Raw genomic sequence first — 23521 nt, 5'->3', positions numbered from 1 at the left:
CGCGGTGTCGTATGCTGCCGCTTCGACGGCGCGAGCGGGAGGTCGACGGTGAGACGGCGATGGCTGACCGGGGTCGCACTGGGCGTCGTGGTGGCGCTGGCGGCGACCGGCTGCACCAGGCCGGCCGGCACCGACGGCGATCTGGTCGACGACTGGGCGTCGATGGCGGCCCCGGCGGTCTTCACCCCCGACTCCGGCGTCTGCCACGGGCAGCCGCAGGAGGTCGGCTACCTCAGCGCGTACGCCCCGGTGGACTGTGCCCAGCCGCACCGGGCGGAAACCCTGCACGTCGGTGCCCTCACCGACGCGACCGGGGCCCGACCTCCGGCGGTCGGCAGCAAGGCGATGCGCACCGCGTTCGGCGAGTGTGACCGCCAGGCCCGGACGACGTTGGGCGGCGACTGGCGCGGTGCGCGGATCGGGTTGACCGTCGTGCTGCCCTCGCCGCAGGCGTGGACCGGCGGTGCCCGCTGGTTCCGGTGTGATGTCCACGAGCTGCGCACACTCGACACCCCGGTACCGGTACGGCGCACCGCCAGCCTGGCCGGTGAACTCGACGGCTCGTCACCGCTGCGGCACGGCTGCTTCAACGCCCGCACCGAGGGCGACGAGGTGATCGAGATGATCGCCGTCCGATGCACCGCGCGGCACCGCGCCGAGTTCGTGGGTCTGTGGCGAGCGCCGAAGAGCAGTTGGTCGGAGTTCCTGGCCAAGCCGGCACGGGCCCACAGCGGTTGCCGCAGCGCCGTCGCCCGTTACGCCAAGGTGCCCGACGACGGCAACCTGCAGTACCGGGTCGGCACCATCTTCTACCACCCTTCGGAAGGCGAGTGGCGCAGTGGCAACCGGTCGGTCCAGTGCTTTCTCTGGATCAGCGACCGCACCCTCACCCGGTCGGTGAAGGGCGCCGGCACCCGGGCCCTGCCGATCGGCTGACCATCCCGCGCCGGCCAGCCGAGAGGTGGTCAGGTGCGGCGCAGCAGCGCGAGGAACATGGCGTCGGTGCCGTGCCGGTGCGGCCAGAGCTGCACTGTCGGCCCCTCCCCCAGGCCCGGCATCCCGGCCGGCAGCACCGTACGCGCGTCGACGAAGTCGACAGGCACGCCGCTGCGGCGAGCCGCCTCGGTCACCGTCACATGGGTCTCCACCGTGTGCGGTGAGCAGGTCACGTAGGCCACCAACCCACCCGGGCGGGCCGCCCGCAGCCCGGCGGCGAGCAGTTCGCGCTGCAACCGGGTCAGGGCCGACAGGTCGGACGGCTGGCGTCGCCAGCGCGACTCCGGCCGACGGCGCAGCGAACCGAGTCCGGTACACGGCGCGTCGACCAGCACCCGGTCGAAGTGTTCCGCCGGCAGCTTCGTCTCGGTGCCCACCAGCCGACCGTCGGTGTTCAGCACGGTCACCGGCAGCCCTCGGGTGGCGTTCGCGACCAGCCGGGCCCGGTGTTCGGCCACCTCCACTGCGGTCACCCGCGCGTCCCGCTGCGCGGCGAGGGCCCCGAGCAGTCCCGACTTGCCGCCCGGCCCGGCGCACAGGTCGAGCCACCGGCCGTCCGGACCGTCCACCGGTGCCTGCGCGAGCGCGTCCGCCACCAGTTGGGAACCCTCGTCCTGGACGTGAGCCCGGCCGTCCGCCACCGCCGCCAGGTCGCCCGGTGCGCCACCGGCCAGGTAGACCGCGTACGGCGAGAAGGCGCCGGGCACCCCGCCGACCTCGTCGGCGAGGTCGACCGGGTCGACCAGGCCGGGCCGGGCGACCAGGTGCACCGGAGGGCGCTCATTGTCCTCGATCAGCAGGCGGGTGGTCTCGCTGAGGTCACCGTCGAGCGCCTCGTTGAACGCCCGAACAATCCACTGTGGATGGCTGTAGGCCAGCGAGAGGTGACCGATCGGGTCCTCCCCCATCGGCGGCGCCAGCCGGGACACCCACCCGTCGACATCGTGGGTGGCGACCTCGCGCAGCACCGCGTTGGCGAATCCGGTGGCCCCCTGGCCCACCGCCCGCACCAGGTCGACGGTGGAGGAGACCGCCGCGTGCGCCGGCACCCGGGTGTGCAGCAGTTGGTACGCGCCGATGCGCAGCGCGTCGCGGACCGGCGGGTCGATCCGCTGCACGTCCCGACCGGCCGCGGCGGTGAGGATCGCGTCGAGGGTGCCCAGATGGCGCAGGGTGCCGTAGGTCAGTTCGGTGGCGAAGGCGGCGTCCCGGCCGAACAGTCCCGCGTCGGTGAGGATCGCCGGCAACACCAGGTTGGCGTACGCGTCGTCGCGGTGCACCGCCGCGACCGCCTCGTACGCCGCGTAACGGGCCCGGTCGACGACCGGCCGGCTGGGACGGGATCCGCGACGCTCCGCACCGCCACGGGCGGCGGTGTCCCTCACGCGAACTCCTCGCCGGCGCCGACCCGGACACCGCGCGCCCAGTCGGTCGCCGGCATGGCCCGCTTGCCGGCCGCGCGCACCTCGCCGAGCCGGACCGGGACGGTGGCCGTGCCGGCCAGTACCCGCGCCTTTTCCACGAGCAGCTCACCGGGCTTGAGGTCGGGCGCGTCCGGTGCCGGGGTGACCGGGCCGAGCTTCACCCGATCGCCCCGGAAGGTCGTCCACGGCCCGGGGGCCGGGGTGCAGGCCCGGATCCGCCGGTCCACCGCGAAGGCGGGGTCGCCCCAGCGCACCCGGGCGTCCTCGACGGTCAACTTCGGGGCCAGCGAGACGCCGTCGGCGGGCTGCGGCTCGGCCCTCGCGGTGCCGTCCTCCAGCGCGTCGAGCACCGCCACCAGCAGCCCGGCACCGCTGTGCGCCAACCGCTCCAACAGGTCACCGGAGGTGTCCGCGGGCCGGATCTCGTCGGTGAGCGTGCCGTAGACCGGGCCGGTGTCCAGCCCCTCCTCCAGTTGGAAGACGCTGGCGCCGGTCAGCTCGTCGCCGTGCAGCACGGCGTGCTGCACGGGCGCGGCGCCACGCCACGCCGGCAGCAGCGAGAAGTGCAGGTTCACCCAGCCGTGCCGGGGAATCTCCAGCGCGACCGGCGGCACCAGCGCGCCGTAGGCGACCACCGGCGCGCAGTCCGGGGCCAGCTCGCGCAGCCGGTCCAGGAACTCCGGCTCACGCGGACGTGCCGGTGTCAGCACCTCGATGCCCCGCTCGTCGGCCCAGGCGCCGACCGGGGAACGGACCAGGCCCCGACCACGCCCGGCGGGCGCGTCCGGGCGGGTGACCACGGCGACCAGGTCGTGCCGGGAGGCGGCCACCGCAGCCAGCGCCGGAACAGCGACGGCCGGGGTGCCGGCGAAGATCACACGCATCGGGTCACCGCCCCAGACCGAAGGGGTTGCCGGCGGGGTGCGGGCTCAGTTTGACCGTCGGTGGGGCGGCGGGGTCGTACCATTCGGCCTGGCGGATCGCCTTCATCGCCTCCTTGCGGCCGGCCGAATCCAGCCGGTCGACGAAGAGCACCCCGTCGAGGTGGTCGGTCTCGTGCTGCACGCAGCGTGCCATCAACCCGGTGCCGACGATCTGCATCGGGTCACCGTAGCCGTTGAAGCCCTTGGCGATGACGTTCTGCCGGCGCTTGGTGTCGAAGTAGAGCCCGGGGATGGACAGGCACCCCTCCGGGCCGTCCTGCTCCTCCTCGTCGGGGAACTCCAGCACCGGGTTCACCAGGTGGCCGAGCACGTCGTCGACGTCGAAGGTGAACACCCGCAGGCCGACGCCCAGCTGCGGCGCGGCGAGACCGGCACCGCTCTGCTCACGCATGGTGTCGGTCAGATCCTCGATGAGCTTTCGCAGCTCGACGTCGAAGTCGACCACCGGATCGGCCGGCGTGCGCAGCACCGGATCCCCGAACAAACGGATGGGCTGGACGGTCACGCGGATTGGCTCCTTCACGGCGGGACGGCAATGCGTACCAGTCTACGGACTGCCGGTTGCCGCGCCGGCCGGCGTACCGTCCTGCTCGGCCGGCAGCGGCTCACCCACGGTGACCGGCAGGTGGTCGTACCCGCGCAGGGTCAACCGGATCCGCCGCCGGAGCTGCCCGCCCAGCGCCAGCGCGGGCAGCCGGCGCAGCAGAGCCGGGAAGGCGACCTGCGCCTCCAGCCGGGCCAGTGCCGCGCCCAGGCAGTAGTGCGGCCCGGCGCCGAAGGAGAGCGGGTTCAGTTGCGCCCGCCACGGATCGAACTGCTCCGGTCGCGGGTACCGCCGGGGGTCGCGGTTGGCCGCGCCGAGCAGCAGCAGGATCCAGCTGCCGGCGGGCACCTCGACCCCGCCGAGGCGTACGCTCTCGGCGTTGAGCCGGGTGGTCAGCTGCACCGGTGAGTCGAACCGGAGCAGTTCGTCCACGTACGCCGGGGCGTGCTGCGGGTGTTGACGCAGCACGTCGGCGGCCCGGGGATGGGCCAGCAGCACCGCCAGCCCGTTGCCGAGCAGGTTGGTGGTGGTCTCGAAGCCCGCGACGAGCAGGATCACCAGGTTCGCCAGCAGCTCGTCGCCGGAGAGCCGGTCACCGGCCTCGTGTGCCTGCACCAGGGCGGTGGTCAGGTCGTCGGTCGGCCGACGGCGACGGGTGGCCACCAGTTCGGTGAAGTAGGCACGCAGCTCGGCGGCGCCGGCGTCGGCCACGGCCAGCTCCGCCGCGGTGATCTCGGGTTCCAGGATCCCGGTCAGGTCAGCGGTCCACCGCCGGAACAGCGTACGGTCGTCGGCCGGCACGCCGAGCAGTTCGCAGATCACCCCGACCGGTAGCGGGTAGGCGAACTCGGCCATGAAGTCCACCGGAGCCCCGCCCCGGCCGGCCGTGGTCATCGCGTCGATCAGCTCGTCCGTCTGCGCCTCGATCACCTCGCGCATGGCGTTGATCCGGCGTGGGGTGAAGGCGCCGGCGGCGAGCCGCCGCAACCGGCTGTGGTCGGGCGGATTGGTCCGCAACATGGACCGGGCGATCGACGACACCGCCGGACTCTCCCGCCAGTTGGGCAGGACGCCGTCGCGCAGATGCTCGTCGAGCACCCGGACCCGGGCGTCCCGGAGCAGTTCGTCGGCCTCGGCGTGGCCGGTCACCGCGTACACCCCCGGACCGGTCTGCACGATCGGCCCGTGGGCACGCAGCCGCTCGTACGCCGGATAGGGGTCCACGCGCCCGTCGGGTGACATCAGCGACGCAAACGCCTCAGCGACATCCATCCGGCCTCCTCGGTCCTCCGGAGGCTCCATCATGCCCGGACGACGCCATCGCGGCGGCGTCCGGCGGGCCCCGCGAGCCCCGGCGAGCCGCGCACCCCGGCCCAGCCGCAGACCCGCGGCCTAGCCGCTCTCTCCGGCGAGCACCGCGTCGCCGCCGAGCAGGGCGTGCTCCGGCAGCGGCAGGTGGATGTCGTGGGCCGCCGCCCAGTCGTGGATCAGACTGGGGCGGGTCTGGGCGGCGAAGTAGTCGATCGCGCTCACCCCACCGACCACCGGCTCCTCGACCTCGGCGACCAGCCGGCCCGGCACCAGCCGGAAGCCGTTGCGCAGCGCGGCGCTGAGCCGGCGGTGCCCGTTGATCACGAAGAAGTACTCGCCGGTGTATCCGATGTCCAGTGGCTCCAGGCCGGTCTCACCGGCGGCGACGACCTCGCTGGCGAAGGTCGAGTCCCACAGGCCGCGCAAGCCGGCGATGTCCTCGGTCGGGTAGACGCGCCCCGGGTCGAGCAGCAGCAGCGGCGGGGCGCCGCGCAGCACCTCGGGCGCGAGCCGCCCCTCGTACGCGTCGATGATGCGCTCGATCACCTCGTCGGCGGGTGCCCGGGTGGTGTCGCAGATCAGGTCGTAGTTGCGCAGCCTGGCCTTGTCCACCCCGTACCGGACCAGGAACCGGCTGCGCTCGCTCTCGCTGCGTTCCCTGAGTTTGGCCTTCGCCTCATCCAGTGAGGTGTAGCTCTCGGCCGGTCCGGAGGGACGCAGCAGGACGCGCCGGGCGGCCTCGCCCGGCTCGGTGATCATGTGCACCTTGAGCGCGTCGGTGAAGAAGTGCCAGGCCAGCCGGGAGTCCATGACCAGGCTCTCACCGGAGGCGGCGATGTCCCGCTGGAGCTGGTCGACGTAGCCGTCGACGGCCTGGTCGAGCTCCGCGTGCAGGTTCAGCTGGAGCGCGGTCATCTGCCGGTCCTGGGCCATCTTGCGATAGAGGTCCCCGACGCTGACCCGACGCAGGTCGAGCCGCTTGGCGATCTCGACCGAGACAGTGCTCTTGCCGCTGCCGAGGTCACCGTTGAAGACGATCGACTGACGAACGGTCACGACTGGTCCACCCCTGATCACCGGCTGATTGATCATCGAATTCCGCGCCGGGCCGACGCGGTTCCGCCGTCGTCGCGCCGCCCTCGGACACCTCCAGCTCGACCTGGAGTCGCCGTACGCACCGGCATGACGGGCGATGCTACCACCTCTCGCGGGCCCCTCCCGAGGACGCAACCCCGAGCGGGCGCGCCGACACTCAGCGTCAAGATCAGGTGACAAATCGTATCGATTGCGGCATCGACCAGCACCCACCGTGACCAAACCGGTCAGAACAACGCGAGCGGGTCGACCTGGAGGCGTACCGGATCGGTCGCCTTGCGGGCGCTACGGATCCCGGCTGCCGCGTGCAGCGCATCGGCCATGGCGGCGGCCCGCGCCCTCGGCACCCGCACCAGCATCCGCTCCCGCTCGCCGTCAGCCGGCACCGGACCGAGCAGCTCGGCCCCGTCGGGCAGGCGCGCCTGCCCCAACAGGTCAGCCACCGCGGCCGGCGGGCCGGTCACGCTGGCCATCCGCATCGCCGGCGGGAAGCCCAGTTCCCGCCGCTCGGCCAGTTCCCGCGCCGCGAACCAGCCGGTGTCCCACCGCAGCAGCGCCTGCACCGGTGCCAGCGCGCCGTCGGCGACCACCACCACCCGCCCCCCGTCGGCCGCCGGCCGGGCCAGCGCCGCGGCGGCCGTCCACCGGCGCAGCGCCTCCTCCCCCGCTCGCAGGTCGGCCCGGGTGAGCAACGCCCAGGTGTCCAGCAGCAGCACCGCGCCGTAGCCGCCGGCCGCCGCCGGCTCGGCACCCGGGGTCGCGATCACCAGGCCCGCGCCGCCGGGAACCTCGGTCAGCACCTCCTCCCGCCCGGAGGTGCGCACCGGCACTCCCGGGAAGGCCCGACCCAGCTCCTCGGCGGTGCGCCGGGCACCGGTGACGGAGGCCCGCAGCCGCCGCCCACCACACTGCGGGCAGGCGTACGCGGCGGCGATCCGGGCACACCAGCGGCACGCCGGCGACCCACCTGCCGACGGCAACGCGAGCGGGCCGGCGCAGTGCGGACAGCGGGCCGGGGTCCGGCATTCGGCGCAGGCCACCGAGGGCAGATAGCCGCGCCGGGGCACCTGGACCAGGACCGGCAGCTCGGCGCGCAGCGCGTCCCGGGCGGCGGTCCAGGCCAGGCTCGGCAGCCGGGCGGTCGCCGCGCCGGGATCGCGGGCCAGTTGCGGGTCGTCACCGGTCGGCACGACCGTGGGGGTACGCGCCCGCAGCACCGCCCGGTCGGGGATCACCTCGCGGGCCCAGCCGGTCTCCACCAGCAGCTGTGCCTCGGCGGTCCGGGCGTAGCCACCGACCAGTGCGCCCGCGTCCGCCAACTGGGCGCGGGTGAGCAGCACCTCACGGGCATGCGGGTAGGGGGCTCGCGGTTCGGCGTGCAGGTCGTCACCGTCGTCCCAAATGGCCACCAGTCCCAACCGGTCGACCGGAGCGAACATGGCCGCCCGGGTGCCGATCACCACCGGGGCGTCGCCGCGCCGGGCGGTCAGGAAGGCCCGGTACCGCCGCGCCGGACCGAGCGCGGCCGAGAGGCACACGTGCCGGCCCGCGCCGAGTCGCGCGGTCAGCGCGGCGTCGAGTCGGTCCAGGTCCCGCCCGTCGGCGACCACCACCAGTGCACCTCGGCCGGCGGCCACGGTGGCGGCGACGGCGCTCGCGTAGCGGGCCGCCCAGTCCTCGCCCGGCAGCGCCGACCAGACCGCCCGGGGGGAACGCCCGGCGGCCAGTGCCCGCAGCAGCGCCGGCCCGGCCGGGTAGTCGCGCCAGCCTTCGGGCTCCGGCACCGGCTGATCAGCCGGGGGCGTCGGCGCGGCCGGTCCCGGCGGGGGGTCGACCGGTGTCGCGGCGGCCGGTGTCGCGTCGGCCCGTGTCGCGTCGGCCGCCGGAGCCTGGCTGATGATCTCCTTCTCCACCCGCGCGTGCCGGGGTGGAACCGCCAGCCGCAGCACGTCGGCCAGGCTGCCGGCGTACCGGTCGGCGACGACCCGGGCCAGCCGGGCGACCTCCGGAGCGAGGACCGGCACCGGGGAGACGACCTTCTCCAGGTACGCGAGCCGGGGATGGTCGGATCGCTCGGCCCGTTCCAGCAGCCATCCGTCGACGAGTTGGCCGGCGAAGCGCACCTTCACCCGTACGCCGGGCACCGCGTCGGTGGCGAGCGCCTGCGGAACCAGGTAGTCGAAGGGGCGGTCCAGATGGGCCAGCGGAATGTCGACGCAGACGCGGGCGACCGGCGACCCGTCAGCGGGTCGCCGGTCGTCACGCCGGTTGGTTGTCAGGCTCCGGCAGCCGACTTGAGGTCCGCGGCGCGGTCGGTCGACTCCCAGGTCAGTTCGGGCAGTTCACGGCCGAAGTGGCCGTAGGCGGCGGTCTGGGCGTAGATCGGCCGCAGCAGGTGCAGATCCCGGATGATGGCGGCCGGGCGCAGGTCGAAGATCTCGCCGACCGCCTTCTCGATCGAGGCCACCGGCACCGTCTCGGTGCCGAACGTCTCGACGAACAGGCTCACCGGATGCGCCTTGCCGATCGCGTACGCCACCTGCACCTCGCACCGCTCCGCGAGACCGGCGGCCACCACGTTCTTGGCCACCCACCGCATCGCGTACGCGGCCGACCGGTCGACCTTCGACGGGTCCTTGCCGGAGAACGCCCCACCACCGTGGCGGGCGTAGCCGCCGTAGGTGTCGACGATGATCTTTCGCCCGGTCAGGCCCGCGTCACCCATCGGACCACCGATCTCGAACCGGCCGGTCGGATTGACCAGCAGCCGGTAGCCCTCGGTGTCCAGGCCCAGGCTCTCCAGTTCGGGAGCGATGACGTGGTCCCGCACGTCCGGGGTGAGCAGCGACTCCAGCGAGATGTCCGCGGCGTGCTGGCTGGACACCACCACCGTGTTCAGGCGTACCGGCCGCAGCCCGTCGTACTCGATGGTGACCTGCGTCTTGCCGTCCGGACGCAGGTAGGGCACCGTGCCGTCCTTGCGTACCGCGGCGAGCCGGCGGGCGAGCCGGTGCGCGAGCGCGATCGGCAGCGGCATCAACTCGGGCGTCTCGGAGCAGGCGAACCCGAACATCATGCCCTGGTCACCGGCGCCCTGCGCGTCGAGCGCGCTCTCCGATGCCCCGGTCCGCAACTCGAACGCGTTGTCCACGCCCTGCGCGATGTCCGGCGACTGCGCACCGATCGAGACGCTGACCCCGCACGACGCCCCGTCGAACCCCTTCTTCGACGAGTCGTACCCGATATCCAGGATCGTCTCCCGCACGATCGTCGGGATGTCGGCGTACGCCTTGGTGGTCACCTCACCGGCGACGTGGACCTGACCGGTGGTGATCAGGGTCTCCACAGCGACCCGGCTGTGCGGATCCTGCGTCAAGAGGGCATCGAGGATGCCGTCACTGATCTGGTCAGCGATCTTGTCCGGGTGGCCTTCCGTGACCGATTCGGACGTGAAGAGGCGGCGTGTCACGGTACTCCTAAGTTCTTGGACGTCGTTCCGCGGCAGTGTAGTCACCGACCGTCCACAGCGCCGTCGACGGTCGTCTTGCGTCCAGCCGTCAGGAGGAGTCACCGGCCAGTCTGGCGACCACCAGGTCCCACACTCCGTCGGCCAGATCCTCCTTGGACCGCTCGGGCATCCGGGTGACCGACCCGTCCACGCTGATGACCGTGGCCGCGTTGGTGTCGGCGCCGAAGACCTTGTCCGTCCCGACCTCGTTGATGACGATGAGGTCGGCCCGTTTACGGGCCAGCTTGGCCCGTCCGTTGGCCTCGGCGTCGCCGGTCTCGGCGGCGAACACCACCAGCACCTGCTCCGGTCGACGACGCTGACCCAGCTCGGCGGCGATGTCCGGGTTGGTCACGAGTTCGATGGTGGGCGCCGTGCCGTCGTCCGACTTCTTGATTTTGCCAGGCGCGTACGTCGCCGGTCGGAAATCGGCCGGAGCCGCCGCCATCACCACCACGTCGGCGTCCACCGCCGCCTTCAGCGTGGCCTCCCGCAGGTCCCCGGTGGTGCCCACCCGGACCACGTCCGCGCCAGCCGGGTCGGGCAGCGTGACGTTGGCCGAGATCAGCGTGACCCGGGCACCACGGGCGAGCGCGGCACGGGCGAACGCGTAGCCCTGCTTGCCGGAGGACCGGTTACCCAGGAAACGCACCGGGTCCAGGGGCTCCCGGGTGCCACCGGCGGTGACCACCACCCGGCGACCGGTCAGGTCGGCTGGCGCGTCGACGCCGCGAGCCAGGATCCGGCGGGCGACCGCGAAGATCGCGGCCGGCTCCGGCAAGCGGCCCTTGCCGGTGTCGACGCCGGTGAGTCGCCCCACCGCCGGCTCGATGACCCGGACCCCTCGGGCCCGCAGCGTCGCGACGTTGGCGACGGTGGCGGGATGCTCCCACATCTCGGTGTGCATGGCCGGTGCCAGCAGCACCGGACAGCGAGCGGTGAGCAGGGTGTTGCTGAGTAGGTCATCGGCGAGGCCGTGAGCGGTTCGGGCCAGCAGATCGGCGGTGGTGGGCGCGACCACCACCAGGTCGGCCTGCTGGCCGAGTCGCACGTGCGGCACCTCGTGCACGTCGGACCAGACGTCCTCGGCGACAGGTTGCCCGGACAGCGCCGCCCAGGTCGGTGCGCCGACGAAGCGCAACGCGGCCGCGGTCGGCACCACCCGGACCTGGTGGCCCGACTCGGTGAACAGGCGCAGCAGCTCGCACGCCTTGTACGCGGCGATCCCGCCACCGACGCCGAGGATGATCCGAGCGCTCATCGACGCGCGGGGGTTACGGCTGGTCGGTCGGCTCAGCGGTGAGCAGGCCCGCGTTGATCTCGCGCATCGCGATGGAGAGCGGCTTCTCCTGGGGGGTGGTCTCGACCAGCGGGCCAACGTACTCCAGCAGACCCTCACCGAGCTGGCTGTAGTAGGCGTTGACCTGGCGGGCGCGCTTGGCCGCGAAGATGACCAGCGCGTACTTCGACGTCGTCTTCTCCAGGAGCTCGTCGATCGGCGGGTTGGTGATGCCTTCGGGGTTGGCGATGGATCCCACGGATAAACCTCTGCGTCTTTCGCACGGACCGCGCGTGAGCGCGGCGCCGGCGCTCAACCGCGCGGACGCGGCCGGGCCGGAGCCAGGAAGGAAGAACCGATGAATCCTACCAGTTCGTCCACGACCCGCTCGATGCGGTCGTACGACACCCTGAGGTCGAAGGCCGCCGCGACGGACGGACCTGGCAGCCAACCGGGCGGGTGGAGCAGGACGAGTCGCGCTCGCGGCCACCCGGCCCGGACCAGTAGCGCCCCGTCGAGATCCAGCGGGAGCAGGACCGGCTGCCCGGCCGCAAGCCGGCGGCGCAATGGGTTGATCTCCGTGCCCCGCCGGTACCCGCCGAACCGGCTCCACTCCAGCAGTTCGCCGGCGGCGAGCCGGCGGTCGAACTCCGATGGCGTGACGAAGTGTCGGTGGACGCCGTCGGATTCGCTGCCCCGGCGGGGCCGGGTGGTGACCGCGATCGGCGTCCACACTGACGGGGAACGCGCCCGGATCAGCTCGACGACACTCTCCCTGCCGGCGCCGGATGGGCCAGCCAGGACAGTGAGCCGAGCCGCCGGGCGCGCCTCGTCATCCAAGCTCACTGCTTGTTTCTACACGCAGTTTTCGCTCAGTTGGCGGCGAACTCCCCAAGCAGAGCCTTGCGCTGCTGCTCGCCGAGGCCACGCAGACGACGGCTGTCGGCGATCTTGAGCTTCTCCATGATCTGAGTAGCCCGGATCTTGCCGATGCCCGGCATGGCCTGCAGCACGGCCGACACCTTGAGCTTGCCGACGACATCGTCGGACTCGGCCCGCTCAAGGACGGCTCCGAGGGTGGTCTTGCCCTGCTTGAGCTGCTCCTTCAGCTCGGCACGGGCTTTGCGGATCTCCGCAGCCTTCTCCAGCGCTGCTGCGCGCTGCTCAGGGGTCAGTGACGGGAGCGGCACCAGTTCTCCTCAGGTCCCTATCGCGACGGGCGGGACGCACCGCCGCATCTGTGAAACGTGGTGTCGCTGTGAACCAAGGGGTTCCCAGCGCGGGGAAAACTAGCGGTCAACGGAGCTTTCGGCAACGTGGGCACGCGGTGATCACCGCAGAGTGACCGAGTCATCAGTCAGTCAGGACATCTCCAGAACCGCCCGGCACTCAGCCACGATCCGGTCCGCGGCGGCCCGCAACGCCTCCGGATCCGGTCCGGCGCCCAGCACCTCACGGGAGTACGCGGGCAGCACGGCAGGCAACGCGGAACCGAAGACGGTCCGCAGATCCGCCGCCGTGGCGCCCTGCGCCCCGAGCCCCGGGGCGAGCAGCGGGCCGTGCACCCTCGACAGGTCGCAGCCCGTCTCGCCGACCGTCGCACCGATCACGGCGCCGATGCTCCCGAGCGGCTCCGCACCCGCGTTGAGCTGGGAAATCTCGTCGATAACAGTCTGTGCGACGGTGCGCCCGTCGGCACCGCGCGCCCGCTGCACCGAGGCGCCCTCGGGGTTGGAGGTGAGCGCCAGGACGAACACTCCACCGCCGTGCTCGGCGGCCAGCTCGAACATCGGAGCCAGTGAGCCGACCCCCAGGAAAGGGCTCGCGGTCACCGCGTCGACATACACGGGGCTGGATGGATCAAGGTAGGCGGACGCGTACGCGCGAACCGTCGAACCGATGTCACCGCGCTTGACGTCGAGCAGAACGATCGAGCCGAGATTTCGTAACTGTCGGATAGTTGACTCAAGGACGGCCATTCCTTGAGATCCGAATCGTTCGAAAAATGCTGACTGGGGCTTGACCACCGCAACCCGGTCACCGAGGGCGTCCACGAACATGCCGGCGAAGCGGTCCAGGCCGCCCACGTCGTCCCGGAGGCCCCACCGGGCCAGCAACTCCGGGTGCGGGTCGATTCCCACGCAGAGCGGACCGCGCTCCGCCATGGCCCGGTGCAGCCGGGCGCCGAAGCTCTCCATTAGGCCAATGCCTTCCTCTCTTGTCCTTCGCCGGTCCGCATTCCCCCTTCGCCGCCTACTCAGCGGGCGCGGGTGGGCGCGATACCGGGTTACTCCATTTCGCGTCGGCTGCCGAGCACACCTACTCAAATCAAGCCGACTGTCGAAACTCGCCTACTCAGCCCGCCGCGACCGCTGCCGCGATGCCCGAGACCACGAGCGCCAGGTCGGCGTCCGTGGTGACGTACGGCGGCATCGTGTAGACCAGATCCCGGAACGGACGCAGCCACACCCCCCGCGCCACCGCGGCGGCCGTGGCCGCGCCGAGATCCACCTCGTGGTCCAGCTGGACCACACCGATCCCGCCGAGCACCCGTACGTCCGCCACACCCGGCGCACCGCGTAACGGCTCCAGTCCGGATCGCAGGCCACGTTCGATCCTCGCCACCTCCCCGGCCCAGTCACCGGCCCGCAGCAGGCCCAGCGACGCGTTCGCGACCGCGCAGGCCAGCGGGTTGCCCATGAACGTGGGACCGTGCGCGAGGACACCGCCGGCCCGGATGCCCCTCGCGACCTCCGCCGTGCAGAGGGCCGCGGCCAGGGTGAGGTAGCCGCCGGTGAGCGCCTTGCCGACACACAGCACGTCCGGGGTCACCCCGGCGTGCTCGGCGGCGAACATCGTCCCGGTACGACCGAACCCGGTTGCGATCTCGTCGAAAATCAACAGCACCCCGTGCGCCCGGGTCACCTCGCGCAACACCCGCAGATAGTGCGGGTGGTGGAAACGCATCCCGCCCGCACCCTGCACCACCGGCTCCACGATGACCGCGGCCAGTTCGTGGGCGTGCCGCTCGACCGCGTCGATCAGCGCCGCCTCGTACGCCGGATCCGGCGGGCTGTCGAAGCCGCCGGGCGGTATCGGGGCGAAGACCTGGCGTGGCAGCACGTCCCCCCAGAGGTGGTGCATGCCGCCGTCGGGGTCACAGACGCTCATCGGGTGGAAGGTGTCGCCGTGGTATCCGCCCCGCCAGGTGCCCAACCGGTGCCGCTGCGGCCGACCGGTGGCCCGCTGGTACTGCAGGCACATCTTCACCGCGACCTCGACGCTGACCGAACCGGAGTCGGCCAGGAACACGTGCTCCAACCCGTCGGGCGTCAGCTCGACCAGGGTGCGGGCCAGTTCCACGGCCGGGGCGTGGGTGAGGCCGCCGAACATGACATGGCTCATCCGCCCCAGTTGGTCGGTCACCGCCGCATCCAGCACCGGATGCCGGTAACCGTGAATCGCTGCCCACCAGGAGGACATCCCGTCGACCAGCTCACGACCGTCGGCCAGCCGTAGCCGCACCCCCGCGGCGCTCTCCACCAGGTACGGCGCCACCGCGGGCGGCAACGCGGCGTACGGATGCCAGACGTGCGCCGCGTCGGCGGCGAGAACCTCCTCCGGGGTCATCGGTCCTCCTTGCGCCTCCTTTGCTCTGCTTCAACCCGCGCGGCGGTGTCGGCACAGATCCCGTGCGTCCGGTGAAGCAGAGCAAAGCCGGTGGTGAGTAGGTGGTGTTCGTCAGGCTCCGGTCCTGGCCGGACTCTCGGCACCCGCCGCCGCGCGGGCGACGGCGCGAGGCAGCGCCGGGCCACGGTAGATGAACCCGGTGTAGAGCTGCACCAGGCTGGCACCGGCGTCGAACATCCGGGTCGCGTCGTCGGGATCGACGATCCCGCCCACGCCGATGACCGGCAGCCGCCCGGCCGTCTCGGCGTGCACGAAGGCGACCACCTGCCGTGCCCGATCGGCCAGGGGACGACCGGACAACCCACCCGCCTCGCCGGAGCGGCCCCGATCGGCTGGGGCCAACCCGTCCCGGCCGAGCGTCGTGTTCGTGGCGATCACCCCGGCGGCGCCCCGGGCCAGGCACACCTCCAGCAACTCGGCGATGGCCGGCTCGGTGAGATCAGGGGCGATCTTCACCAGGACCGGCTTCTCCCCCACCAACGCCGCCAACAGCGCGTCCAGGTGCCCCCGGTCCTGCAACGCGCGCAGCCCGGGAGTGTTCGGCGAGGAGACGTTGACCGCGAAGTAGTCCCCGTGGTCGCGTAGCGCGCGGTACGACTCGCGGTAGTCCTCCACCGCGTCCTCCAGGGCGGTCACCTTCGACTTGCCCAGCGAGATTCCCAGCGGTACGCCGAGTGGTCGTGGCAACGCCGCCAGCCGGTCCGCCAACGCCTGTGCCCCGGCGTTGTTGAAGCCCATTCTGTTGATCACGGCCTCGCTGTCGGCCAGCCGGAACAGCCGGGGCCGCGGGTTGCCCGGCTGCGGGCGCGCCGTCACCGTGCCGACCTCGACGAAACCGAAGCCCAGCGCCGGCCACGCCGGCAACGCCACCCCGTCCTTGTCCATGCCGGCGGCCAGCCCGACCGGGTTCGGAAACCGCACCCCGAACACCGTGCGCGGCGCCGCCACCGCGTACCGGGCCCGCACCGCCGCCAACGCCACCGGCATCCGGGACAGCGCGGCCAACCGCCGCAGGGTGAACTCGTGCGCCGCCTCCGCGTCCCCACCCCCGACCCGAAACAGCCCCCGCCGCACCGTCCCCTCAAATATCACGCCCTGCCCTCCCCGAGCCTTATGTCGATCATGAGGTTGTTGTCCCGACACGGCGCGCCGGCGGGCAACAACCTCATGATCGACGCGCATGTTGCGGTCGCCGGCAGGCTGGGCATGCTCGACGGGAGGCGGGGGGTCACTGGGCGGGCCGGAGGGTGGCGTGGAGGGCCTGCAGCGGGCGTACCTGCATGTCGCCGCGGATGCGGGCCTCGATGCCCATGACCGCGGCGGCGGCACCGGGAACGGTGGTGACGCAGGGGATGTCGGCCGTGACAGCCGCGCTGCGGATCTCGTACCCGTCCGAGCGGGCGCTGGCCCCGGAGCCCTGCGGCGTGTTGACGACCAGGGCGACATGACCATCGAGGATCAGCGACACGGCATTGACCTCCGAATCGGCCTCGTAGTGCTTCGGGACCTGCTCGCAGGCGATGCCGTGCCGACGCAGCACCTCCGCCGTACCGCTGGTCGCGACGATCTCGAAGCCGAGGTCGGCCAGGCGCTTGATCGGGAAGACCATGCCGCGCTTGTCGCGGTTGGCCACCGAGACGAAGATCTTGCCCTCGGTCGGCAGCGACCCGTACGCCGCCGACTGTGACTTGGCGAAGGCATGCCCGAAGGCGATGTCGATCCCCATCACCTCGCCGGTCGACTTCATCTCCGGACCGAGCAGCGAATCCACGCCCTTGCCAGCCGGCGTACGGAACCGCTTGAACGGCAGCACCGCCTCCTTCACCGCGATCGGGGCGTCCGGCGGCAGGGAACCGCCGTCCCCGGTCGCCGGCAACATGCCCTCGGCACGCAGCTCGGCCAGGGTCGCGCCCAGGGCGATCCGCGCCGCCGCCTTCGCCAGCGGCACTGCCGTGGCCTTGGAGACGAACGGCACGGTACGCGAGGCGCGCGGGTTGGCCTCCAGCACGTACAGCACATCGTCCTTCAGCGCGTACTGAACGTTGAGCAGTCCGCGTACGCCGATGCCCCGCGCGATCGCCTCGGTGTACCGACGCACCTGGGCCACGTGCGAACTTGCCAGGGTGATCGGGGGCAGGGCGCAGGAGGAGTCACCGGAGTGGATGCCCGCCTCCTCGATGTGCTCCATGATGCCGCCGAGGTAGACCTCGCCGTCGCCGTCGCAGAGCGCGTCCACGTCGATTTCGATGGCGTCGTCGAGGAACCGGTCCACCAGCACCGGATGGTTCGGCGAGATGTCGGTGGCCCGACCGATGTAGTCGCGCAGCGTGGCGTCGTCATAGACGATCTCCATGCCACGTCCACCGAGCACGTACGACGGTCGGACCAGCACCGGGTAGCCGATCTCGTCGGCGATCTCCTTCGCCTCCTCGTACGAGGTGGCAGTGCCGTGCGCCGGCGCGCGCAGACCGGCCCGGGCCAGCAGCGACCCGAAGGCACCCCGCTCCTCGGCCAGGTGAATCGACTCCGGAGAGGTACCCACCACCGGCACCCCGGCGTCCTTGAGCCGCTGGGCCAGCCCGAGCGGAGTCTGCCCGCCCAACTGCACGATCACACCGACCACGCCCGGGCCGCCGGCCGCCCGGCCGGAGGAGTCCTCCGCGTGCCAGACCTCCAGCACGTCCTCGAAGGTCAGCGGCTCGAAGTAGAGCCGGTCGGCGGTGTCGTAGTCGGTGGAGACCGTCTCCGGGTTGCAGTTGACCATGACGGTCTCGTAGGTGCCCCGCAGCGCCTGTACCGCGTGCACACAGGAGTAGTCGAACTCGATGCCCTGCCCGATCCGGTTCGGTCCCGAGCCCAGGATCATCACCTTCGGCCGCGCCGAGCCGACCACCTCGGTCTCCGCGTCGTAGGAGGAGTAGTGGTACGGGGTGGTGGCCTCGAACTCGGCGGCGCAGGTGTCCACCGTCTTGTAGACCGGCCGGATGTCGAGGCGGTGCCGCAGCGTACGCACCCCGTCCTCGGCAGCCAGTTCGGGGCGGAGCGCGGCCAGCTGCCCGTCGGACAGGCCGGCCCGCTTCGCCCGATGCAGCAGCTCCGCGTCCAGCACCGGGGCCGCCACGATCTCGGCACGCAACTCGACCAGAGCCGCGATCTGGTCCAGGAACCACGGGTCGATGCCGCCGGAAGCGGCGCTGACCTCGGCGATCGAGGCACCGAGCCGCAGCGCCCGCTCGACGGTGTAGAGCCGCCCGTCGTGCGGGGTGGCCAGGGCGGCGAGGGTGTTCTCCTTGGTCGCGCCCGCCGGATCAGGCTGGGTCCAGAAACCCGCTGATCTGGTTTCCATCGAGCGCATCGCCTTGTTCAGCGCCTCGCTGAAGTTCCGCCCGAGACTCATCGCCTCGCCGACCGATTTCATCGTGGTGGTCAGCTCCGGGTCCGCACCGGGGAACTTCTCGAACGCGAAGCGGGGAATCTTCACCACCACGTAGTCGAGCGTCGGCTCAAACGCGGCCGGCGTCTTGCGGGTGATGTCGTTGGGGATCTCGTCGAGGGTGTAGCCGATGGCCAGCTTCGCGGCGATCTTCGCGATCGGGAAGCCGGTCGCCTTCGACGCCAGCGCCGAGGAGCGGGAGACCCGCGGGTTCATCTCGATGACGACGATACGGCCGTCGGCCGGGTTCACCGCGAACTGGATGTTGCAGCCACCGGTGTCGACGCCGACCTCACGCAGCACCGCGATACCGAGGTCGCGCAGGTGCTGGTACTCCCGGTCGGTCAGGGTCATGGCCGGTGCCACGGTCACGCTGTCCCCGGTGTGCACACCCATCGGGTCGAGGTTCTCGATCGAGCAGACCACCACCACGTTGTCGTGCCGGTCCCGCATGAGTTCGAGCTCGTACTCCTTCCAGCCGAGCACGCTCTCCTCGATGAGCACCTCGTGCACCGGGCTGGCGGCCAGCCCCGCACCCGCGATGCGCTCCAGGTCGGCGTCGGTGTGCGCCATGCCCGAGCCGAGGCCACCCATGGTGAACGACGGCCGGATCACCACCGGCAGGCCCAGCTCGGCCACGGTCTCGCGGACCTCATCCATCGAGTGGCAGACCCGCGAACGCGGCACCAGCGCCGACGGGTCAGCCACCCCGAGGCGTACGCCGGCCTTCGCCACGATCTCCTTGAACAACTGCCGGTCCTCGCCGCGCCGGATCGCGTCGATGTTCGCACCGATCAGCTCGACGCCGTACTTCTCCAGCACGCCGGCCTCGTGCAACGCCACGGCGGTGTTCAGGGCGGTCTGCCCGCCCAGCGTGGGCAGCACCGCGTCGGGACGTTCCTTCGCGATCACCAGCTCGACGAACTCCGGGGTGATCGGCTCGACGTAGGTGGCGTCGGCGAACTCCGGGTCGGTCATGATCGTCGCCGGGTTGGAGTTGACCAGGCTGACCCGGATCCCCTCGGCGCGCAGCACCCGGCACGCCTGAGTGCCGGAGTAGTCGAACTCGCAGGCCTGTCCGATGACGATCGGTCCCGACCCGATCACCAGGATGTGCTTGAGATCGGTCCGCTTAGGCATTGGTACGCCCCCCACTGAGAGCCCGGCCGTCGATCAGCTCGGCGAAGCGGTCGAAGAGATAGTCCGCGTCGTGCGGGCCGGCCGCCGCCTCCGGGTGGTACTGGACGGTGAAAGCGGGCACGTCGCGTGCCCGCAGCCCCTCGACCACGTTGTCATTGAGGCAGACGTGCGACACTTCGACGCCACCGAACTCGGTCTCGATCACCTGGTCCGGCACCACCGCGCCCGGCCGTACCCCGGGCACCCCCACCGCGAAGCCGTGGTTGTGGCTGGTCACCTCGACCTTGCCGGTGATCCGGTCCAGCACCGGCTGGTTGATGCCCCGATGGCCGTAGTCGAGCTTGTAGGTGCCGAAGCCGAGCGCCCGGCCGAGGATCTGGCTGCCGAAGCAGATACCGAACAGCGGCACCTTGCGACGCAGCACCTCCCGGGCCAGCCCCACCGCGGCGTCGGCGGTCGCCGGGTCACCGGGACCCGGCGAGAAGAAGACCGCGTCGGCATCGATGGCCAGCAGCTCCTCGATGGTCGAGCCGGCCGGCAGCACGTGGGTGGTCACGCCACGCGCGGCGAGCCGGCGCGGCACGTTGCGCTTGATGCCCAGGTCCAGCGCGGCCACCGTGAACCGGTGCTCACCCTCGGCGTCGACCACGTACGGCGTCGGGGTGGTCACCTCGGCGGAGAGGTTCGCGCCGACCATCTGCGGCGACTGGCGGACCCGTTCCAGCAGCGCCTGAGGGTCACCCTCGACACTGCTGACACCCACCCGCATCGCGCCACGTTCGCGCAGATGACGGGTGAGCGCCCGGGTGTCCACTCCGCTGATGCCGACCACTCCCTCGGTGGCCAGCCGGTCCTCCAGGCCGCCGGTGGCCCGCCAGTTGGAGCTGACCCGGGCCGGGTCACGGACCACGTAACCGGCCACCCAGATCCGGCGTGACTCGTCGTCGTCGGCGTTGACGCCGGTGTTGCCGATGTGCGGAGCGGTCTGCACCACCACCTGACGGTGGTACGACGGGTCGGTGAGGGTCTCCTGGTAACCGGTCATCCCGGTGTTGAAGACCGCCTCGCCGAAGGTCTCGCCGACACTTCCGTACGCCTCGCCGTGGAACGTGCGCCCGTCCTCAAGGACGAGAATCGCCGACCTGCGCTTCACTTCACAGCCTTTCCGTCCAGGACCGTCGCCTCGCCACGCAGGAAGGTCGCCACGATGCGACCCGGCAGCGTCATCCGGGCGTACGGGGTGTTGCGGCTGCGGCTGGCCAGCTCCGCAGGCTCGATGACCCGGCGGGCCGCCGGGTCGACCAGGGTGAGGTTTGCCGGCACGCCGGGGGCCGGGTCATGACCGTGTTCGGTCAGGCCGGCGATCCGGGCCGGTGCGCGCGACATCCGCTCGGCGATCAGGTCCCACTCCGGCCCCAGCACGTCGAGCGCGATGGACAGCGCCGTCTCCAGCCCGAGCATGCCCGGCCGGGCGTACGCCCACTCGCACTCCTTGTCCTCCACCGCGTGCGGGGCGTGGTCGGTGGCGATGATGTCGATCACCCCGTCGACCAGCGCGGCCCGCAGCGCGGCGATGTCGCTGGCGGTACGCAGCGGCGGGTTGACCTTGAAGACCGGGTCGTAGGTTTCCGCGCTGGTGTCGGTGAGCAGCAGGTGGTGCGGGGTCACCTCGGCGGTGACGCGTACCCCCCGGGCCTTGGCCTGGCGCAGCACCTCGACGCTACCGGCGGTGGAGACGTGGCAGACGTGCAGTCGGCTGCCGACGTGCTCGGCCAGCAGCACGTCCCGCGCGATGATCGCCTCCTCGGCCACCGCCGGCCAACCGGTCAGGCCCAGCCGGGTGGAGACCTCGCCCTCATGCATCTGCGCGCCCTCGGTGAGCCGGGGCTCCTCCGCGTGCTGGGCGATGATGCCGTCGAAGGCCTTCACGTACTCCAGGGCACGGCGCATCAGCCGGGGGTCGGCGACACAGTGCCCGTCGTCGGAGAAGATCCGCACCCGGGCCGCCGACTCGGCCATCGCGCCGAGTTCGGCCAAACGCTCGCCGGCCAGGCCGACGGTGACCGCGCCGATCGGCTGCACGTCGACCAGCCCGGCCTCGCGGCCGAGCCGCCACACCTGCTCCACCACGCCGGCGGTGTCGGCCACCGGGGAGGTGTTCGCCATCGCGCATACCGCGGTGTAGCCGCCGAGCGCCGCCGCCCGGGACCCGGTCTCGACGGTCTCGGCGTCCTCCCGGCCGGGCTCCCGCAGGTGGGTGTGCAGGTCGACCAGGCCGGGCAGAGCGACCAACCCGGCGGCGTCGATCACCGTGGCGTCCGACGCGGACAGCCCCGCACCGGTCTCGGCGACGACGCCGTCGCGGATCAGCAGGTCGGTCGGCGCGGCGCCGAGGACGCTCACGTTCCTGAGCAGGTACGAGTTCACCGGTTGTTCCCCCCGAGCAGCAGGTAGAGGACGGCCATCCGGACGGAGACACCGTTGGCGACCTGTTCGACGATGGTGGAGCGGGACGAGTCCGCGACCTCCGGTGTGATCTCCATGCCCCGGTTCATCGGACCCGGGTGCATGACGATGGCGTGCTCCGGCAGCCGAGCCATGCGCGGACCGTCCAGGCCGTAGCGGCGGGCGTACTCGCGGGCGGACGGGAAGTAGGAGTCGCTCATCCGCTCCCGCTGCACCCGCAGCATCATCACCACGTCCGACGAGGGCAGCACCGTGTCGAGGTCGTAGCAGACGCCGGTGCCGGGCGCGAGGGCGGCGGCGATGTCGACCGGGATGAGCGTCGGCGGCCCGACCAGGGTCACCTTGGCCCCGAGGGTGGACAGCAGCAGCACGTTGGAGCGGGCCACCCGGGAGTGCAGCACGTCACCGACCACGGCGACCGACAGTCCGGCCAGCCGACCCAGCCGGGACCGCATCGTGTACGCGTCGAGCAGCGCCTGGGTGGGGTGCTCATGGGTGCCGTCGCCCGCGTTGACCACCGAACCGTCGACCCAGTCGGCGAGGCGGTGCGGGGCACCTGAGGCGGGATGGCGGACCACCACCGCATCGGCGCCCATCGCCTGCAGGGTCAACGCGGTGTCCTTCAGGCTCTCGCCCTTGGCGACGCTGGAGCCCTTCGCCGAAAAGTTGATCACGTCGGCGCTGAGCCGTTTGGCGGCCGCCTCGAACGAGATCCGGGTACGCGTCGAATCCTCGTAGAAGAGGTTGACGACGGTCCGGCCCCGCAGCGCCGGCAGCTTCTTGACCTCGCGCCCGGCCACCGCCGCCATTTCTTCGGCAGTGTCCAGGATCTGGGTGGCGGTGTCGGCGTCAAGGTCGGCGCCGGAGAGCAGGTGCCTGATCATGATGCCCGCCTTTCGTTCACGACTGCGAGGTCACGCTGCGCTTCGCTCCTCGCGCTCACCGGCCGGCTTCCTCGCCGTAGAGCCGGACCTCGTCCACGCCGTCGGTCTCGGCCAGCGTCACCTTGACGCTCTCGGCCAGGGCGGTCGGGATGTTCTTGCCGACATAGTCGGCTCGGATCGGCAACTGCCGGTGCCCCCGGTCGACCAGCACGGCGAGCTGCACCGAGGCGGGACGGCCCAGGTCACCGAGGGCGTCGAGGGCGGCCCGGACAGTACGGCCGGAGAAGAGGACATCGTCGACGAGGACCACCCGCATGCCGTCGATGCCACCGGCCGGCAGCTGGGTGGGACCGACCGCCCGGGTGGCGTGTCGGCGCAGGTCGTCGCGGTAGAGGGTGATGTCGAGCACGCCGACCGGCACGGAAATGTCTTCGAAGGCGCTGATCCGGGCTGCGAGGCGACGGGCGAGGGGGGCACCCCGGGTAGGGATGCCGAGCAGCACGGTGTCGGCAGCGCCCTGGGTCTTCTCGAGGATCTGGTGAGCGATGCGGTCGACGACGCGTTGCACGTCGGCGCTGGTCAAAATCACCTTCACCGAGGGTTGTCGCGGTGGCGACGACTGGGCAGCCGGTGGGTAGGCCACGGCGGACCTCCTTCCCCGCCTCACGGGACGGGTCGTTAAAGGACGTCGGATCCTCCCGGCCGGCCGAACCGGGCCGGCGGAGGGGCTGCGGCAACGTTACCAGTGGTGGTCGCCGCCTCGACGCGCGGGCACCAGGACGACGGCGTCACCGGTCGGCATTCGCT

The 23521-nt window shown here is 71.8% G+C and carries 20 protein-coding genes; 1 reads left to right on the top strand and 19 read right to left on the bottom strand.

Features of this window, described 5'->3' with window-relative positions; genetic code table 11:
* Positions 1 to 48 precede the first annotated feature (48 nt).
* A complete protein-coding gene (locus Vlu01_RS16840; protein WP_239095945.1) occupies positions 49 to 936 on the top strand; it encodes a septum formation family protein in 888 nt (295 codons plus the stop codon).
* A gap of 29 nt (positions 937 to 965) precedes the next feature.
* Here the strand turns inward: Vlu01_RS16840 and Vlu01_RS16835 are convergent, their stop codons facing one another.
* The 19 genes from Vlu01_RS16835 to pyrR all read right to left on the bottom strand — a co-directional run bounded on the left by Vlu01_RS16835 (position 966) and on the right by pyrR (position 23357).
* Positions 966 to 2381 carry an RsmB/NOP family class I SAM-dependent RNA methyltransferase gene (locus tag Vlu01_RS16835; protein ID WP_373307412.1) on the bottom strand — a complete coding sequence of 472 codons (1416 nt, stop codon included), beginning with the start codon at positions 2379 to 2381 and terminating at the stop codon, positions 966 to 968.
* The gene (fmt, locus tag Vlu01_RS16830) at positions 2378 to 3304 is read right to left on the bottom strand and encodes a methionyl-tRNA formyltransferase (RefSeq protein WP_204000281.1); all 927 of its coding nucleotides are present in this window, start codon (positions 3302 to 3304) and stop codon (positions 2378 to 2380) included. The genes Vlu01_RS16835 and fmt overlap by 4 nt, the downstream gene beginning before the upstream one ends.
* Before the next feature lie 4 nt (positions 3305 to 3308).
* Positions 3309 to 3869: a peptide deformylase gene (gene def, locus Vlu01_RS16825; RefSeq protein WP_204000278.1), complete on the bottom strand. Its 561-nt coding sequence runs from the start codon at positions 3867 to 3869 to the stop codon at positions 3309 to 3311.
* 42 nt (positions 3870 to 3911) lie between these two features.
* Positions 3912 to 5180 (bottom strand): cytochrome P450, encoded by a 1269-nt coding sequence (locus Vlu01_RS16820; protein WP_204000275.1) that lies wholly within the window; start codon positions 5178 to 5180, stop codon positions 3912 to 3914.
* Positions 5181 to 5300: 120 nt separating this feature from the next.
* Entirely contained in the window at positions 5301 to 6275 is a 975-nt protein-coding gene (locus Vlu01_RS16815; protein ID WP_204000272.1) for an AAA family ATPase, read from the bottom strand.
* A 266-nt stretch (positions 6276 to 6541) separates the two neighbouring features.
* Positions 6542 to 8524, bottom strand: a complete 1983-nt coding sequence (locus Vlu01_RS16810) for a primosomal protein N' (RefSeq protein WP_239095953.1) — start codon at positions 8522 to 8524, stop codon at positions 6542 to 6544.
* Between the two features lie 65 nt (positions 8525 to 8589).
* Positions 8590 to 9783, bottom strand: a complete 1194-nt coding sequence (gene metK, locus Vlu01_RS16805; RefSeq protein WP_204000269.1) for a methionine adenosyltransferase — start codon at positions 9781 to 9783, stop codon at positions 8590 to 8592.
* 88 nt (positions 9784 to 9871) lie between these two features.
* Positions 9872 to 11083, bottom strand: coding sequence for a bifunctional phosphopantothenoylcysteine decarboxylase/phosphopantothenate--cysteine ligase CoaBC (gene coaBC / locus Vlu01_RS16800; RefSeq protein WP_204000266.1), 1212 nt, complete (start codon positions 11081 to 11083; stop codon positions 9872 to 9874).
* A 13-nt stretch (positions 11084 to 11096) separates the two neighbouring features.
* A complete protein-coding gene (gene rpoZ, locus Vlu01_RS16795; RefSeq protein WP_007075826.1) occupies positions 11097 to 11360 on the bottom strand; it encodes a DNA-directed RNA polymerase subunit omega in 264 nt (87 codons plus the stop codon).
* A 53-nt stretch (positions 11361 to 11413) separates the two neighbouring features.
* Complete coding sequence (locus Vlu01_RS16790; RefSeq protein ID WP_204000263.1) at positions 11414 to 11947, bottom strand: nucleoside/nucleotide kinase family protein; 534 nt, start codon at positions 11945 to 11947, stop codon at positions 11414 to 11416.
* Positions 11948 to 11973: 26 nt separating this feature from the next.
* Positions 11974 to 12291, bottom strand: a complete 318-nt coding sequence (mihF, locus tag Vlu01_RS16785; protein ID WP_007458370.1) for an integration host factor, actinobacterial type — start codon at positions 12289 to 12291, stop codon at positions 11974 to 11976.
* Positions 12292 to 12462: 171 nt separating this feature from the next.
* On the bottom strand, positions 12463 to 13299 hold the full coding sequence (gene pyrF, locus Vlu01_RS16780; RefSeq protein WP_204000260.1) for an orotidine-5'-phosphate decarboxylase: 837 nt from the start codon (positions 13297 to 13299) through the stop codon (positions 12463 to 12465).
* Positions 13300 to 13456: 157 nt separating this feature from the next.
* The gene (locus Vlu01_RS16775; protein ID WP_204000256.1) at positions 13457 to 14731 is read right to left on the bottom strand and encodes an adenosylmethionine--8-amino-7-oxononanoate transaminase; all 1275 of its coding nucleotides are present in this window, start codon (positions 14729 to 14731) and stop codon (positions 13457 to 13459) included.
* Between the two features lie 111 nt (positions 14732 to 14842).
* Positions 14843 to 15883, bottom strand: a complete 1041-nt coding sequence (locus Vlu01_RS16770; protein ID WP_204000254.1) for a quinone-dependent dihydroorotate dehydrogenase — start codon at positions 15881 to 15883, stop codon at positions 14843 to 14845.
* Between the two features lie 136 nt (positions 15884 to 16019).
* Entirely contained in the window at positions 16020 to 19364 is a 3345-nt protein-coding gene (gene carB / locus Vlu01_RS16765) for a carbamoyl-phosphate synthase large subunit (protein WP_204000252.1), read from the bottom strand.
* The gene (carA, locus tag Vlu01_RS16760) at positions 19357 to 20517 is read right to left on the bottom strand and encodes a glutamine-hydrolyzing carbamoyl-phosphate synthase small subunit (RefSeq protein ID WP_204000250.1); all 1161 of its coding nucleotides are present in this window, start codon (positions 20515 to 20517) and stop codon (positions 19357 to 19359) included. Before carA ends, carB begins: the two co-directional genes overlap by 8 nt.
* Positions 20514 to 21791, bottom strand: a complete 1278-nt coding sequence (locus tag Vlu01_RS16755) for a dihydroorotase (protein WP_204000248.1) — start codon at positions 21789 to 21791, stop codon at positions 20514 to 20516. Before Vlu01_RS16755 ends, carA begins: the two co-directional genes overlap by 4 nt.
* On the bottom strand, positions 21788 to 22714 hold the full coding sequence (locus tag Vlu01_RS16750) for an aspartate carbamoyltransferase catalytic subunit (RefSeq protein ID WP_204000246.1): 927 nt from the start codon (positions 22712 to 22714) through the stop codon (positions 21788 to 21790). Before Vlu01_RS16750 ends, Vlu01_RS16755 begins: the two co-directional genes overlap by 4 nt.
* Before the next feature lie 55 nt (positions 22715 to 22769).
* Entirely contained in the window at positions 22770 to 23357 is a 588-nt protein-coding gene (gene pyrR, locus Vlu01_RS16745; RefSeq protein WP_204000244.1) for a bifunctional pyr operon transcriptional regulator/uracil phosphoribosyltransferase PyrR, read from the bottom strand.
* Between the last annotated feature and the right edge of the window lie 164 nt (positions 23358 to 23521).

Origin of the sequence: Micromonospora lutea (assembly GCF_016863535.1) — a bacterium.
Taxonomy (GTDB): Bacteria; Actinomycetota; Actinomycetes; order Mycobacteriales; family Micromonosporaceae; genus Micromonospora; species Micromonospora lutea.
Note: the sequence above shows the minus strand (reverse complement) of the source record. Positions and strands in the feature narration are given on the sequence as shown.

Bases quoted from the DNA above. Each gene is read 5' to 3' on its own strand.
- fmt (WP_204000281.1), bottom strand. From the start codon at position 3,304: ATGCGTGTGATCTTCGCCGGCACCCCGGCCGTCGCTGTTCCGGCGCTG.
- Vlu01_RS16820 (WP_204000275.1), bottom strand. From the start codon at position 5,180: ATGGATGTCGCTGAGGCGTTTGCGTCGCTGATGTCACCCGACGGGCGC.
- coaBC (WP_204000266.1), bottom strand. From the start codon at position 11,083: ATGAGCGCTCGGATCATCCTCGGCGTCGGTGGCGGGATCGCCGCGTAC.
- pyrF (WP_204000260.1), bottom strand. From the start codon at position 13,299: ATGGAGAGCTTCGGCGCCCGGCTGCACCGGGCCATGGCGGAGCGCGGT.
- Vlu01_RS16775 (WP_204000256.1), bottom strand. From the start codon at position 14,731: ATGACCCCGGAGGAGGTTCTCGCCGCCGACGCGGCGCACGTCTGGCAT.
- carB (WP_204000252.1), bottom strand. From the start codon at position 19,364: ATGCCTAAGCGGACCGATCTCAAGCACATCCTGGTGATCGGGTCGGGA.
- Vlu01_RS16750 (WP_204000246.1), bottom strand. From the start codon at position 22,714: ATGATCAGGCACCTGCTCTCCGGCGCCGACCTTGACGCCGACACCGCC.